This window comes from Cypionkella sp. (genome assembly GCF_036782355.1).
Taxonomy (GTDB): domain Bacteria; phylum Pseudomonadota; class Alphaproteobacteria; order Rhodobacterales; family Rhodobacteraceae; genus Cypionkella.
Genome location: NZ_DAIPZF010000007.1, coordinates 1 through 14289, shown reverse-complemented (window position 1 = coordinate 14289; position 14289 = coordinate 1). Strand labels below are relative to the sequence as shown.

The 14289-nt window shown below is 58.3% G+C and carries 12 protein-coding genes; 7 read left to right on the top strand and 5 right to left on the bottom strand.

The window, feature by feature from the left end; genetic code table 11:
- Positions 1 to 22 precede the first annotated feature (22 nt).
- Positions 23 to 1045, top strand: a complete 1023-nt coding sequence (mgrA, locus tag V7Q10_RS04025) for an L-glyceraldehyde 3-phosphate reductase (protein ID WP_333867764.1) — start codon at positions 23 to 25, stop codon at positions 1043 to 1045.
- Positions 1046 to 1118: 73 nt separating this feature from the next.
- On the opposite strand, the gene ubiG is transcribed toward mgrA, so the two are convergent.
- Complete coding sequence (ubiG, locus tag V7Q10_RS04020) at positions 1119 to 1862, bottom strand: bifunctional 2-polyprenyl-6-hydroxyphenol methylase/3-demethylubiquinol 3-O-methyltransferase UbiG (RefSeq protein WP_333867762.1); 744 nt, start codon at positions 1860 to 1862, stop codon at positions 1119 to 1121.
- 60 nt (positions 1863 to 1922) lie between these two features.
- On the opposite strand from ubiG, the gene pip reads away from it, so the two are divergent.
- From pip to infB, 5 genes are all read left to right on the top strand, one after another.
- Entirely contained in the window at positions 1923 to 2888 is a 966-nt protein-coding gene (gene pip / locus V7Q10_RS04015) for a prolyl aminopeptidase (RefSeq protein WP_333867761.1), read from the top strand.
- Between the two features lie 120 nt (positions 2889 to 3008).
- On the top strand, positions 3009 to 3617 hold the full coding sequence (gene rimP / locus V7Q10_RS04010; RefSeq protein WP_333867760.1) for a ribosome maturation factor RimP: 609 nt from the start codon (positions 3009 to 3011) through the stop codon (positions 3615 to 3617).
- A 15-nt stretch (positions 3618 to 3632) separates the two neighbouring features.
- Complete coding sequence (gene nusA / locus V7Q10_RS04005; RefSeq protein ID WP_333867759.1) at positions 3633 to 5243, top strand: transcription termination factor NusA; 1611 nt, start codon at positions 3633 to 3635, stop codon at positions 5241 to 5243.
- Positions 5244 to 5264: 21 nt separating this feature from the next.
- Positions 5265 to 5900, top strand: a complete 636-nt coding sequence (locus V7Q10_RS04000; RefSeq protein WP_333867758.1) for an RNA-binding protein — start codon at positions 5265 to 5267, stop codon at positions 5898 to 5900.
- Between the two features lie 5 nt (positions 5901 to 5905).
- Positions 5906 to 8512: a translation initiation factor IF-2 gene (gene infB / locus V7Q10_RS03995; protein ID WP_333867757.1), complete on the top strand. Its 2607-nt coding sequence runs from the start codon at positions 5906 to 5908 to the stop codon at positions 8510 to 8512.
- Positions 8513 to 8578: 66 nt separating this feature from the next.
- Here infB and V7Q10_RS03990 read toward each other — a convergent pair whose 3' ends face one another.
- The 4 genes from V7Q10_RS03990 to V7Q10_RS03975 all read right to left on the bottom strand — a co-directional run bounded on the left by V7Q10_RS03990 (position 8579) and on the right by V7Q10_RS03975 (position 11420).
- Positions 8579 to 8719 carry a hypothetical protein gene (locus tag V7Q10_RS03990; protein ID WP_333867756.1) on the bottom strand — a complete coding sequence of 47 codons (141 nt, stop codon included), beginning with the start codon at positions 8717 to 8719 and terminating at the stop codon, positions 8579 to 8581.
- A gap of 104 nt (positions 8720 to 8823) precedes the next feature.
- Positions 8824 to 9222 (bottom strand): (deoxy)nucleoside triphosphate pyrophosphohydrolase, encoded by a 399-nt coding sequence (locus V7Q10_RS03985; RefSeq protein WP_333867755.1) that lies wholly within the window; start codon positions 9220 to 9222, stop codon positions 8824 to 8826.
- Complete coding sequence (argJ, locus tag V7Q10_RS03980; RefSeq protein ID WP_333867754.1) at positions 9219 to 10550, bottom strand: bifunctional glutamate N-acetyltransferase/amino-acid acetyltransferase ArgJ; 1332 nt, start codon at positions 10548 to 10550, stop codon at positions 9219 to 9221. The genes V7Q10_RS03985 and argJ overlap by 4 nt, the downstream gene beginning before the upstream one ends.
- Positions 10551 to 10571: 21 nt before the next feature.
- On the bottom strand, positions 10572 to 11420 hold the full coding sequence (locus V7Q10_RS03975; RefSeq protein ID WP_333867753.1) for a peptidylprolyl isomerase: 849 nt from the start codon (positions 11418 to 11420) through the stop codon (positions 10572 to 10574).
- A gap of 182 nt (positions 11421 to 11602) precedes the next feature.
- Between V7Q10_RS03975 and secA the strand changes: the two genes are divergently transcribed.
- Positions 11603 to 14289 (top strand): preprotein translocase subunit SecA (gene secA / locus V7Q10_RS03970; RefSeq protein ID WP_333867752.1); only part of this gene is annotated, 2687 nt, incomplete at its 3' end.

Here is a 14289-nt window from a genome sequence, read left to right as displayed (position 1 = left end):
ACAACAGCCAAAGGATCCGCCTATGTATACCGCCGCCGAAACCCGCTACGACCGCATGATCTACCGCCACTGCGGCGCTTCAGGGCTGAAACTGCCCGCCATCTCGCTTGGGCTCTGGCACAACTTTGGTGAAGACACCCCCCATGCCACCAAGCGCGCAATCTGCCAAACCGCCTTTGATCACGGCATCACCCATTTCGATCTGGCCAATAACTACGGCCCACCCCCCGGCTCTGCCGAAACCGCCTTTGGCGAGATTTTGCGCAAGGATTTCCGCAGTCATCGTGACGAGCTGATCATCTCCTCCAAAGCCGGCTACGATATGTGGAGCGGGCCTTACGGCGCATGGGGCAGCCGCAAATCCCTGCTGGCCTCTTGCGATCAATCGCTGAAACGCATGGGCCTCGACTATGTCGATATCTTCTACTCGCACCGCTTCGATCCCAACACGCCGCTTGAAGAAACCATGGGCGCGCTGGATCAAATCGTGCGTTCGGGCCGCGCGCTTTATGCCGGTATCTCCAGCTATAACGCCCAGCGCACCCGCGAAGCCTATGCCATCCTCAAACGCCTCGGCACGCCCTTTGTGATCCATCAGCCCAGCTATAATATCCTCAACCGCTGGATCGAAACCGATGGGCTCAAAGACACCTTGGCCGAACTGGGGCTCGGCTCCATCGCCTTCGTGCCGCTGGCCCAGGGCATCCTGACCGATAAATACCTCAACGGCATCCCCGCAGGCAGCCGCGCCACCCAAGACAAATCGCTCGATCCCGCGGTGGTGACCAAAGCCTTGGCCTCGGTGCGCAAACTCAACGACCTCGCGCAAAGCCGCGGCCAAACCTTGGCGCAAATGTCCATCGCTTGGGTGCTGCGCGGCGGCGGCATCACCTCCGCGCTGATCGGTGCCTCCAAAGCCGAACAGGTCATCGATTGCGCCAAAGCCATCGACAACCTCGACTTCACCGCCGAGGAACTCGCCCAGATCCAAGCCATAGCCGAGGAAAAAGACATCAACCTCTGGGCCCAATCCTCAAACGCCTAGGGCTTTCATCTTGGCCTAAATATCCCCGCCGGAGGCTTCAACAGCTCCGGCGGAGCTCCCCCGACAAGCCCGCTCAGGCCCGCTTCACACTCGCCGTGACATAATTCACCGACAGATCGCGCGCCGAAACGCTCCATTTCCAGCTGATCGGATTAAACACCATGCCCTTGCGATCCACCGGCTCCAGCCCTGCGCCCGTGATCAGCGCATAAAGCTCGTCTGGCGTGATGAACTTGGCCCAGTCATGTGTGCCCTTGGGCAGCCAGCGCATCACCCATTCCGCGCCAATAATCGCCATGGCAAAGCTTTTGGCATTTCGGTTCAGGGTCGAGCAGATCATCAGCCCGCCCGGCCGCAAAAGTTGCTGGCAGGCGGTCAAATAGCCCAAGGGGTCGGCCACATGCTCGACCACTTCCATATTCAGCACCACATCAAACTGTTCGCCCGCCTCGGCCATCGCTTCGGCGGTGGTGTGGCGATAGTCGATGCTGAGCCCCGATTGGGCAGCGTGGATCTGCGCCACCGGTATGTTGCGCGGAGCGGCATCGGCGCCCACAACCTCGGCCCCCAGCCGCGCCATCGGTTCTGACAGCAAACCACCGCCACAGCCAATATCCAAGATCCGCAAGCCGGCAAAGGGCAGGGCTTGGGTCAAATCTCGATCAAATTCGGCAGCGATCTGGCTGGTGATGTAATCCAAACGACAGGGATTCATCAGGTGCAGCGGCTTGAATTTGCCTTCGGTATCCCACCATTCGGCGGCCATTGCTTCGAACTTTGCCACCTCGGCGGGGTCGATTGTATTGGTTTTTTGCATCGGAACTCCTTGCGCACCGGCTTTTGGCGGCGCAGTCTATGACCAACATATAGGACGATTATGGACCATAGATCAGGTCAAAAGCGCGCAGTTGAATATCTTTACCCGCCGGTTGATCCTTTCGACCAGCGGGTGATGGATATGGGCGATGGCCACCGCATCTATGTCGAGCAATGTGGCAACCCGCAGGGCATTCCGGTCTTGGTCTTGCACGGCGGCCCGGGCGGTGGGTGCAGCCCACCGATGCGGCGCTATTTTGATCCTGCAATTTACCGCGTTGTGCTGTTTGATCAACGCGGTTGCGGCCGCTCGCGGCCCTTGGCCACGGTCGAGAACAACACAACATGGCATTTGGTCCGCGATATCGAATCGATCCGGCAAGCCTTGCAGATCGAGCAATTCGTGGTCTTTGGCGGCAGCTGGGGTGCGACCTTGGCACTGATCTACGCCATCAGCCACCCCGCGCGGGTGCGCCATATCGTATTGCGTGGCGTCTTTTTGGCAACCCAAGCCGAGCTTGACTGGTTCTATGGCGGCGGTGCTGCCGCCTTTTACCCCGAGCTTTGGGCCCGCTTTGTTGCGCCGATCCCGCCAGACGAACGCGGCGATCTTATTGCCGCTTATCACCGCCGCCTGTTCAGCGATATCGCGATGGAAGAGCAAAAAGCCGCCCGCACTTGGGCCGCTTGGGAAAATGCTCTGGCCTCGGTGCAAAGCTTTGGCTTTGTCAGCGATGGCCCATCTGACTATGCCCGCGCCTTTGCTCGACTTGAGAATCACTACTTTATCAACGCGGCGTTTTTGGAAGAAGATGGCTGGATCTTGAAAAACCGCGGCCGCATCGCGCATATCCCCGCCAATATCATCCAAGGTCAGTTCGACATGATCTGCCCACCGGTCTCGGCGCATAAGCTGGCCAGTGGCTGGGACAAGGCAAAGCTGCAAATCATTCCGATGGCCGGACATGCGCTGTCAGAGCCGGGCATAAGCGAGGCTTTGGTGGCGGCGATGGATGCTTTGCGCTAACCCTTGCATCTGCTGTGGTTCCAGCCTATACGGCTTTTAACAGCTGCTTCAGGGTCCAAACCTGAAGCTACCGCAAGTCACATACGGGCCTGTCGGCCCGTTTTTTGTTTTTAGGACACCATGTCTGATCTGATCGCCAAAACCGCTATGGATCGTCGCCTTGCCGATATCGTCACGCCTGTGATCGAAGGCCTGGGCTTTGAACTTGTGCGCATTCGCCTGATGGGCGGAGCCACCCGTACGTTGCAAATCATGGCCGACCGCCCCGATGGCGGCATCGTTGTCGATGACTGCGGCGAAATCTCGCTTGCTGTTTCGGCGGTGCTGGATGTCGAAGACCCGATCGAGGAAAACTTCGTGCTTGAGGTTTCTTCGCCCGGGATCGACCGTCCACTGACCCGTCTGAAAGACTTCGAGATGTGGAAAGGCTGGGAAGCCCGCATTGAAACCACCGAGCTGATCGACGGCCGCCGCCGCTTTAAAGGCATGTTGGCGGGGGTCGAGGGCGAAGAAGTGCTGATCGAACTGGATGATGGCGCAGAACCTGTGACGATCGGCCTGCAATTCGATTGGCTCTCCGATGCCAAACTGATCCTGACCGATGATCTGATCACAGAAATGCTGCGTCAGAAAAAGGTCAGCGGTGCCTTTGACGAATCAGAGTTTGACGAAATCCAAGAAACCGAGGGCGACGACAGTGATGACGCGCCCGAAGCAACCAAACACTAGGACCGGAGACTTCCGATGGCGATTACTTCTGCAAACCAGCTTGAACTTCTCCAGACCGCCGAGGCTGTCGCCCGCGAGAAGATGATTGATCCCGAACTGGTGATCCAAGCGATGGAGGACAGCCTCGCGCGGGCCGCCAAGTCGCGCTACGGCGCCGATATGGATATTCGCGTCAACATCGACCGCAAGACCGGCCGCGCCACCTTTGCGCGCATCCGCACCGTTGTGGGCGATGACGAGGTTGAAAACCACCACGCGCAACTGACCGTCAAGCAGGCCAAAGACCACCTGAAAGACCCAAGCATCGGCGATGAGATCATCGACGAAGTGCCGCCAGTTGATCTGGGCCGAATCGCTGCGCAATCGGCCAAGCAGGTGATCTTGCAAAAGGTCCGCGAAGCCGAGCGTGATCGTCAGTATGAAGAATTCAAAGACCGCAAGGGCACGATCATCAACGGTCAGGTCAAGCGCGAAGAATATGGCAATATCATCGTCGATATTGGCCGTGGCGAAGCGATTCTGCGCCGCAACGAAAAGATCGGCCGCGAAAGCTATCGCCCGAACGACCGTATTCGCTGCTATATCAAAGATGTGCGCCGCGAAGCCCGTGGCCCGCAGGTGTTCTTGTCGCGCACCGACCCGCAGTTCATGGCTGAATTGTTCAAGATGGAAGTGCCCGAAATCTATGATGGCATCATCGAGATCAAGGCCGTGGCGCGTGACCCAGGCTCGCGCGCGAAAATCGCTGTGATTTCTTTCGACAATTCGATTGATCCGGTTGGCGCTTGCGTTGGTATGCGCGGCAGCCGTGTGCAGGCTGTTGTGAACGAATTGCAGGGCGAGAAAATCGACATCATTCCGTGGAACGCCGATCAGGCGACCTTCCTTGTGAACGCGCTGCAACCTGCCGAAGTGTCGAAAGTTGTGATCGACGAAGAAGCTGGCAAGATCGAAGTCGTGGTTCCAGACGAACAGCTGTCGCTGGCGATTGGCCGCCGTGGTCAGAACGTGCGTCTGGCCTCGCAACTGACCGGCCTTGATATTGATATCGTGACCGAAACCGACGAATCAGCCCGCCGTCAGGCAGAATTTGCCGAACGCACCAAGCTGTTCATCGACGCGCTGGACATCGACGAGATGATGGCGCAGCTGCTGGTGGCCGAGGGCTTTACCAATCTGGAAGAAGTCGCCTATGTCGAAATCGACGAGCTTTTGTCGATCGACGGCTTTGACGAAGGCACCGCAGGCGAGCTGCAAACCCGTGCCCGCGAACATCTGGAAGCCGCCAATACCAAGGCGATGGAAGCTGCGCGTGCAATGGGCGTTGAAGATAGTCTTGTGGAATTTGAAGGCCTTACCCCCCAAATGCTGGAAGCGCTTGCGCTGGATGGCATCAAGACGCTGGAAGATTTCGCGACCTGCGCCGATTGGGAACTGGCTGGCGGTTGGACCACAGAAAACGGTCAGCGGAAAAAGGACGAAGGCGTTCTTGAGAAGTTTGACGTTTCCTTGGAAGAAGCGCAAAATCTGGTCATGACAGCTCGGGTTATGCTGGGCTGGGTCGATCCAACCGAATTGGCCTCTGCCGAAGTGGAAGAGATCGACGAAGAGGAGGCCGAGGCCTGATAGAAGGGCTCGGGGAATACCTTGACACGCGGTGGCCGTGAAAAACTACTCGACGATCCCGAACGCAAATGTATTGCGACCGGGGAAGTTCAGCCAAAAGCGGGTCTGATCCGCTTTTGTCTGGGGCCGGATGACTTGGTGGTGCCCGATATTTTGGGGCGCCTTCCGGGACGAGGATTCTATGTCACGGCAGAGCGTGCAGCGATTGATAAGGCGGCGAAAAAGGGCCTGTTTGCCCGCGCCGCCCGTCAGCCAGTGAAAGTGCCAGACGATCTGGCCGATCTGGTAGAAGCGCTGATGCTGCGCCGTGTGATTGACCTGATCTCTTTGGCTCGCAAGGCCTCGGGGGCCGTGATGGGCTATGAAAAGGTCAAGGACTGGCTGCAAAAGGACAAAGTTCGGGTGCTGATACAGGCATCGAACGGGTCTGAACGCGGCAAAACGAAACTGCGCGCGCCCGACGGCGACAATAGCTTTATTGGCTTTCTGTCTGCCGAGGAAATGGGTTTGGCTTTCGGGCGCGAACGTGCGATACACGCCGCGCTTGCGGCTGGTGGACTCACGACGCGTGTTGTAGAGGAAGCGGCAAGGCTTTCTGGTTTGCGTTTGCAAATCGAAGAGCAGGATGGCGGCGAGACCGCCTTGAAGGATACGTAGGACGCATGAGCGATACAGACGGCAAAAAACCCCTCGGCCTGGGTGGCGCACCTCGTTCCGGTCAGGTGAAGCAAAGCTTCTCCCACGGCCGCACGAAGAGCGTTGTTGTAGAGACCAAGCGTAAACGCGTGGTCGTGCCGGTGGCAAAGCCGGGCACGCCTGGCGCCCCAGCGGCTGCCGGAACGGCATCCCATCTGGGTGACCCTTCCAAGCGGCCCGCAGGCATCACCGATGCCGAGATGGAACGCCGTCTGGCGGCGCTTCGTGTGGCCAAGGCCCGCGAAGCCGAAGACGCAGCCCGCCGCGCAGAAGATGATCGCGAGCGTGAAGAAGAGCGCGCCCGCAAGCGCGACGAAGCCGAAACCAAAGAGCGCGAAGAGCGTGAACGTGTTGAGGCTGCGCGCGTCAAAGCCGCAGAAGAAGAACGTCTGCGCGTCGAAGCTGCCGCCGAGGCCGCTGCCAAAGCGGTTCAGCGCAAAGCTGACGTCTTGGGCACCAGCCGTCGTCAGCCCGTGCAACCCGCAGCGGCTGAAAAGCCCACCGCCGATGGCCGCCCTGCACGCAACGCAGCCCCTGCCGCACCTGCGGTCGATGATGCGATTGCCCGCGCACCGATGGGTGCCAAGCCCGGCCTTGCACCAGCACGCAACAAAACTGACCGCGAGCGCGAAGAGCGCGAGCGCAATGCCAAAGCCAAGGCCGGTGACGAAGGTCGCCGCTCGGGCAAGCTGACCCTGAACGACGCACTTGCAGGCGAGGGTGGTCGTACCCGCTCGATGGCTGCGATGAAGCGCAAGCAGGAAAAAGCCCGCCAAAAGGCGATGGGCTTCGGCAACAAGCCTGAAAAGCAGTTCCGCGACGTGCAACTGCCCGAATCGATCACCGTCTCTGAACTTGCAAACCGCATGTCGGAACGGGCTGCGGATGTGGTCAAAAGCCTGATGAAAATGGGCATGATGGTCACGATGAACCAAGCGATCGACGCGGATACCGCCGAACTTGTGATCGAAGAATTCGGCCACAAAGTCGTGCGCGTGTCGGATGCAGACGTTGAACAAGCCATCGAACAGACCAAAGACGCTGTCGATGATCTGGAAACGCGTCCGCCTGTGATTACCATCATGGGCCACGTTGACCACGGCAAAACCTCGCTTTTGGACGCTTTGCGCAAGGCAAATGTGGTTCAGGGCGAAGCCGGCGGCATCACCCAGCATATCGGCGCCTATCAGGTTGTGACCGATAAGGGTCAAAAGCTGACCTTCCTTGACACTCCCGGCCACGCTGCCTTTACCTCGATGCGCTCGCGCGGGGCTCAGGTGACGGATATTGTGGTGCTGGTGGTTGCAGCAGATGACGCGGTTATGCCGCAAACCATCGAAGCGATTGCCCATGCCAAGGCTGCCAAAGTGCCGATGATTGTGGCCATCAATAAGATGGACAAGCACGGTGCCGATGCAACCAAAGTGCGCACCGATCTGTTGCAGCATGAAATCGTTGTCGAAGCGATGTCTGGCGACGTGCAAGACGTTGAAGTTTCGGCAAAAACTGGCATGGGTCTGGACAATCTGCTGGAAGCCATCGCGCTTCAGGCCGAAATTCTGGAACTGCGCGCCAACCCGAACCGCAATGCCTCGGGCGCTGTGATCGAAGCCAAGCTTGACGTTGGTCGCGGCCCGATTGCGACCGTTCTGGTGCAAAACGGCACGCTGAACAAAGGCGATATCTTTGTCGTCGGCGAACAGTGGGGCAAGGTGCGGGCTTTGATTAACGATAAGGGCGAACGCGTTGACCATGCAGGCCCCTCGGTTCCAGTTGAAGTGCTTGGCCTTTCGGGCACGCCTTCGGCAGGTGACACGCTGAACGTGGTGGAAACCGAAGCGCAGGCGCGTGAAATCGCCGATTACCGCGCCAAATCCGCCAAAGACAAGCGCGCCGCGATTGGCGCTGCAACGACGCTGGAACAGCTGATGGCGAAAGCCAAAGCCGACCAAGACGTTGCCGAACTGCCGATCATCGTCAAAGCCGACGTTCAGGGCTCTGCCGAAGCGATCGTGCAAGCCTTGGAAAAGGTTGGCAACGACGAGGTGCGCGTGCGTGTGCTGTCTTATGGCGTGGGCGCGATCACCGATACCGACGTATCTCTGGCCGAAGCCAGCAAATGCCCGATCATCGGCTTTAACGTGCGGGCAAATGCTTCGGCACGGAACTCGGCGCATCAGAAGGGGGTCGAGATTCGTTACTATTCGATCATCTATGATCTGGTTGACGACATCAAAGCCGCTGCCTCTGGCCTGTTGAAAGCCGAGATCCGCGAAACCTTCATCGGTTATGCGCAGATCAAGGAAGTGTTCAAGGTTACCGGCATTGGTCAAGTTGCAGGCTGCTTGGTCACAGAAGGCGTTGCACGCCGCTCGGCTGGGGTGCGTCTGCTGCGCGACAACGTCGTGATCCACGAAGGCACGCTGAAGACGCTGAAGCGCTTCAAGGACGAGGTCAAAGAAGTGATCTCGGGTCAAGAATGCGGTATGGCGTTTGAACGTTACGAAGACATCCGCGCAGGCGATGTCATCGAGATCTTTGAGCGCGAAGAAGTTCAGCGCACACTGGCCTAAGCAAAAGCTGTCAGAAATACAGAAAGGCCGGAACGTGTTCCGGCCTTTTTCTATGGCGTCAGGGCGTTAAACCAGTTTGGTTTTGGTCACCGGATAGCCGACGAAGGTTCTCTCATCGACCTTGACCATGATCTTGCCATCGGCCATCTGGCCCACCAGCAGCCCCTGGATCGAGACACAACTTCCAACAGTAATCGTCCGCAGCATATTGCCCCCAAAGCGATGTTTACGGCTTTAGGCTAAGAGCGATTCCTTAAAAATCACACAATATTTAAGGCGAATTTAAGGCGCAAAAGGATAAATTGCGCGGGTTACAGCCAGTCGCGCAGGATCGGAATCAGCGGCAGATCAGCGGCGGGCATCGGATAATCGCGCAGGTTTTGCGGCCGCACCCAAGCCAGATTTTGGCCCTCTTGCGGGGCGGGAATACCCTCCCAGCGGCGGCAGGCAAACAGCGGCATCAGCAGGTGAAAATCGTCATAGCTGTGGCTGGCAAAGGTCAGCGGTGCGAGACAAGACTGCCATGTATCAATGCCAAGCTCTTCGCGCAGCTCACGAATCAGCGCGGCCTCGGGGGTTTCGCCCAGCTCGACTTTGCCACCAGGAAACTCCCACAGACCGGCCAAGGATTTGCCTTCGGGGCGCTGCGCCAAAAGCACCCGCCCCTCGGCATCAATCAGGGCAACGGCAACAACCAGAACCGTCTTCACGAGCGGTAATCGGCGTTGATTTCGATATAGCGATTGGTCAGATCACAGGTGAAGACCGAGCGTTTGGCGCTGCCAAGCCCCATATCAACCGCAATCACCAGCTCGGGCTGCTGCATATAGGCCGCACCCTCTTCTTCCTTGTAGTCAGGATTGCGCCAGCCGTCCTTGGCGACCAGAATATCGCCGAATTTGATCGACAGCTTATCACGATCTGCCGCCGCACCCGCCTTGCCAATGGCGGCAACGATGCGCCCCCAATTCGGATCTTGCCCCGCCACCGCGGTTTTCACCAAGGGCGAATTGGCAATCGCAAAGGCCAGCTTTTGTGCGTCAGCGTCGCTGGCCGCCCCTGTGACCCGTACTTCGACGAATTTGGTGGCCCCTTCGCCATCGCGGATCACCTGATGCGACAGATCGCGCATCACGCCGTGCAACGCGACCTCAAAGGCCTTAAGCGCAGCCCCCTTCAGCTCTGCCGCAGCCGATTGGCCGGTGGCCGCCAGCAGCAGCGTGTCAGAGGTCGAGGTGTCACTATCCACCGTAATCGAGTTGAAGGTCGTATCAACGTTGCGCGACAACAGCTTTTGCAGATTGGCGGGCGAGATTTTGGCATCGGTAAAGATATAGACCAGCATCGTCGCCATATCCGGCGCAATCATGCCCGAGCCTTTGGCGATACCGGCAATCTTGATCTCTCCCCCCTCGCCCTGCACCGTGGCGGCGGCACCCTTGGGGAAGGTATCGGTGGTCATCATCGCATGAGCGGCCATCTCGATGGCATCTTCGCGCAGGCCGGCCACCAGATCGGGGATCTTGGCGGTGATGGTCTCATAGGGCAAAGGTTCGCCGATCACGCCGGTCGAAGAGGAAAACACCCGCGAGGCGGGCAGGCCAAGGGCTGCGGCCACAGCCCCCGTCACCTCGGCTACAGCGATGTCGCCGATCTTGCCGGTAAAAGCATTGGAATTGCCAGAGTTGACCACAATAGCCGCCCCTGCGCCCGCCGGAACCTTCATCGCCAGCTTGTCCTGACAATCGCGCACACAGCCCGAGCGCGTGGTCGAGCGGGTGAACACGCCTGCTAAGGCAGTCCCCGCAGCCAAGCGCACCAGCATCACATCCTTGCGGCTATGATAGCGCACCCCGGCCTCGACAGCGGCAAATTCAACGCCGGCAATCTGCGGCAGCACAGGAAAACTTGCGGGGGCCAAAGGAGAAATCGGCTTGGCTTTTTTCACCACAACCGTCGCAGCCGGCTGATAAGACATCAGCGCCTTAAGATCTTTTTGCAAAGCCTTGGCTTTCGACTTCCAGTCTTTCTTTCCCATTATAGCCCCCGCATTTCGTGGTTATTTGTCCAGCAACTTAGCGTCGAGAATCAGCTTGGGGTCCAGCCCCTCGCCGGGTTTTTCGATTTTAGCAGCATCGGTCAGCGCCTTTAGGTGATCTTCTACCGCAGTTTGCTCGATCTGCGAGGCCAATTCGGCGCGCAGATCATCCAGAGTTGGCTGCGAGGCGACGCGGGTTTCCGAGACCAAAATCAAATGCCAGCCAAAATCAGATTTGATCGGGCCTTCAACCTCGCCAATCTTTGCTGCGACAACGGCATCTTCGAAGGGCTTGACCATCGCGCCCAGACCAAACCAGCCCAGATCACCGCCATTGGCCCCCGACCCTGTATCTGTCGAATTCGCCTTGGCAACCGCCGCAAATTCGGCACCGCCGGCAAGCTCGGCCTTCAGCGCATTGGCCTTTTCTTCGCTATCAACCAAAATATGCGCCGCGTGATATTCGGTAGAGGCCTTTTGGTCCTTAAAGCGCTCGTCATAAAGCGCCTGAAGCTTTTCATCGGTCACAGCGCTGGTGACAATCGGGGTCAGGGCAGCATTGGCCAGATAGCTGCGCCGGTCATTTTGCAACTGCAGGGTGTCTTTCTTGCTCAGGGTCTCGCCAACCGATTGTTCCAGCAGGGTTTGCTGCACCAATTGATCCAAAATGCCTTTGAACAGCGCCTCGGCAGGCAGGGTTTTATACTGCTCGGGCAGGCTGTCATGCGCGACGATCATATTGCCAAGGGTGATCGTGGTGCCGTTCACCGTCGCGATAACCGTATCTGCTGAAGGCTCCTCGGCCAGAACCGGACCTGCAAGACAGGCAGCAAGCGCTGCTCCTGCCAAAAACCGCATCGCTTTTGCCATGTCACACTCTCCTGATCGTGCCGCGCACCCGCGCGACGTTGACTATGTTGGGCCTAGCCCTTACATCGCACGGGTCGCGTGTGATGCAGGCAGCCTACCCTGACGCCCTTCTAAGGAAGCCGCGCCGAGCGAGCAAGCCAGAGCCTCACACGATATTGTAATATCGGCCAGGCGGAGAAAACATGCTGGGTCTTGGAACTGTTGCGCGCAAAATTTTTGGAACGCCGAATGATCGTATGGTCAAATCGGTGCGGCCTTTGGTGGCAAAGATAAATGCACTCGAGCCCGAATTCGCGGCTTTGAGCGATGAGGGGCTTATTGAAAAGACCGCCGCCTTCCGGCAGCGGGTGCAAGAGGGCGGCGAAAGCCTAGAGGCGCTTTTGCCCGAGGCCTTTGCCAACTGCCGCGAGGCCGCGCGCCGCGCTTTGGGGCTGCGCGCCTTTGATGTGCAGCTGATGGGCGGGATTTTCCTGCACCAAGGCAATATCGCCGAAATGCGCACCGGCGAGGGCAAGACCCTTGTTGCAACCTTTCCGGCCTATCTGAACGCGCTGACGGGCAAGGGCGTGCATGTTGTCACCGTGAACGACTATCTTGCCAAGCGCGATGCCGAATGGATGAGCAAAGTCTACGGCGCCTTGGGCATGACCACCGGCGTGGTCTATCCCTATCAAGACGCTGCCGAGAAAAAGACCGCCTATCAGGCCGATATCACCTATGCCACCAACAACGAGTTGGGCTTTGACTATCTGCGCGACAATATGAAGGCCACTTTGGAAGAGATGTCGCAGCGCGGCCATAACTTTGCGATTGTGGACGAGGTCGACTCGATCCTGATCGACGAAGCGCGCACGCCGCTGATCATTTCCGGCCCCAGCCAAGACCGCAGCGATCTTTATGTGCAGGTTGATCGGCTGATTCCGCTGTTGACCGAAGAGCATTTCAAGCTGGATGAGAAGACTCGCAACGTCACCTATTCGGAAGACGGCAACGAGTTTATTGAACAACAGCTGCACGCAGCAGGGATTTTGCCCTCGGATCAATCACTGTACGAGCCTGAAAGCACGACAATTGTTCACCATGTCACGCAGGCCTTGCGCGCGCACAAGCTGTTCCAAAAAGATCAGCAGTATATCGTGCGCGACGACGAGATCTTGCTGATCGACGAATTCACCGGCCGCATGATGAAAGGCCGTCGTTTGTCAGACGGGCTGCATCAGGCGATTGAAGCCAAAGAAGGCGTGACGATTCAGCCAGAAAACGTGACCCTGGCCAGCGTGACCTTTCAAAACTATTTCCGCCTTTACAACAAATTGGGCGGCATGACCGGAACGGCCTCGACCGAAGCCGACGAATTCATGGAAATCTACAAACTTGGCGTGGTCGAAGTGCCAACCAACCGCCCGGTGCAGCGCAAAGACGAAGATGACGCGGTTTACCGCACATCGCGAGAGAAATTCGAAGGCGTGGTCAAGACCATCCAAGAGGCCCATGCCAGCGGTCAGCCGATTCTTGTTGGCACCACCTCGATTGAAAAGTCGGAATATCTGTCAGAGCTGCTGAAAGCTGCGGGCATTGAACACAACGTCTTGAACGCGCGTCAGCACGAACAGGAAGCCCAGATTGTGGCCGATGCCGGCAAGCTGAACGCCGTGACCATCGCCACCAATATGGCAGGCCGTGGCACCGACATCAAACTTGGCGGCAATGTCGAATTCAAGGTAATGGAAGCTATCACCGCCGACCCGCATTTGCACCCAGACGAGGTGCGCGCGCGGGTAGAGGCCGAACATGCCGCCGATGAAGAGGCCGTAAAGGCCGCAGGCGGTCTGTTTGTCTTGGCAACCGAACGCCACGAAAGCCGCCGCATCGACAACCAGCTGCGCGGCCGCTCGGGACGTCAGGGCGATCCGGGTCGGTCGTCGTTCTTCCTGTCGTTGGAAGACGATCTGATGCGGATCTTTGGCTCGGAACGGCTGGACAGCGTGCTGTCGAAACTGGGGATGAAAGAGGGCGAAGCCATCATTCACCCTTGGGTCAACAAATCGCTGGAACGCGCGCAGGCCAAGGTAGAAGGTCGCAACTTTGACATCCGCAAACAGCTTTTGAAGTTTGACGATGTGATGAACGACCAGCGCAAGGCGATCTTTGGGCAGCGTATGGAAGTCATGCAAGCTCCTGATATCGAAGAGATTGTGCAAGACATGCGCCATCAGGTCGCCGAAGACCTGACCACCAACTACATGCCGCCCAAGGCCTATGCCGCGAAGTGGGATGTTGCGGGCATGCACGAGGCGGTGTTGGAAAAGATGGGCATGGATCTGCCGATCGCCGATTGGGCCGCCGAAGAGGGTACCGATCAGGAAACCATTCTGGAACGGCTGATTGCGGCCTCGGATCAGATGATGGCGGAAAAGGCCGAGGGCTTTGGCCACGAGTCGATGCGCACCATCGAAAAGCAACTGCTGCTGCAAACCATCGACACCAAATGGCGCGAGCATTTGCTGACCCTGGAACACCTGCGGTCGGTCATCGGCTTTCGCGGCTATGCGCAGCGCGATCCGCTGAACGAATACAAGACCGAAAGCTTTGCGCTGTTTGAATCGATGCTGAACTCTTTGCGCCAAGATGTGACGCAAAAGCTGTCGCAGATCCGCCCGATCACCGCCGAAGAGCAACAGCAGTTGATGCAGCAATACCTCGCCCAGCAACAGGCCGCGGCAGGCCCAAGCGTTGCCGCCGCAGCCGCGCCCCCCGTTGTCGCAGCCGCGGCAGCGCTGGCTGGATTTGACGCAGCCGACCCCACCACTTGGGGCAATCCCGCGCGCAACGATGAATGCCCCTGCGGATCGGGCGAAAAGTTCAAGCA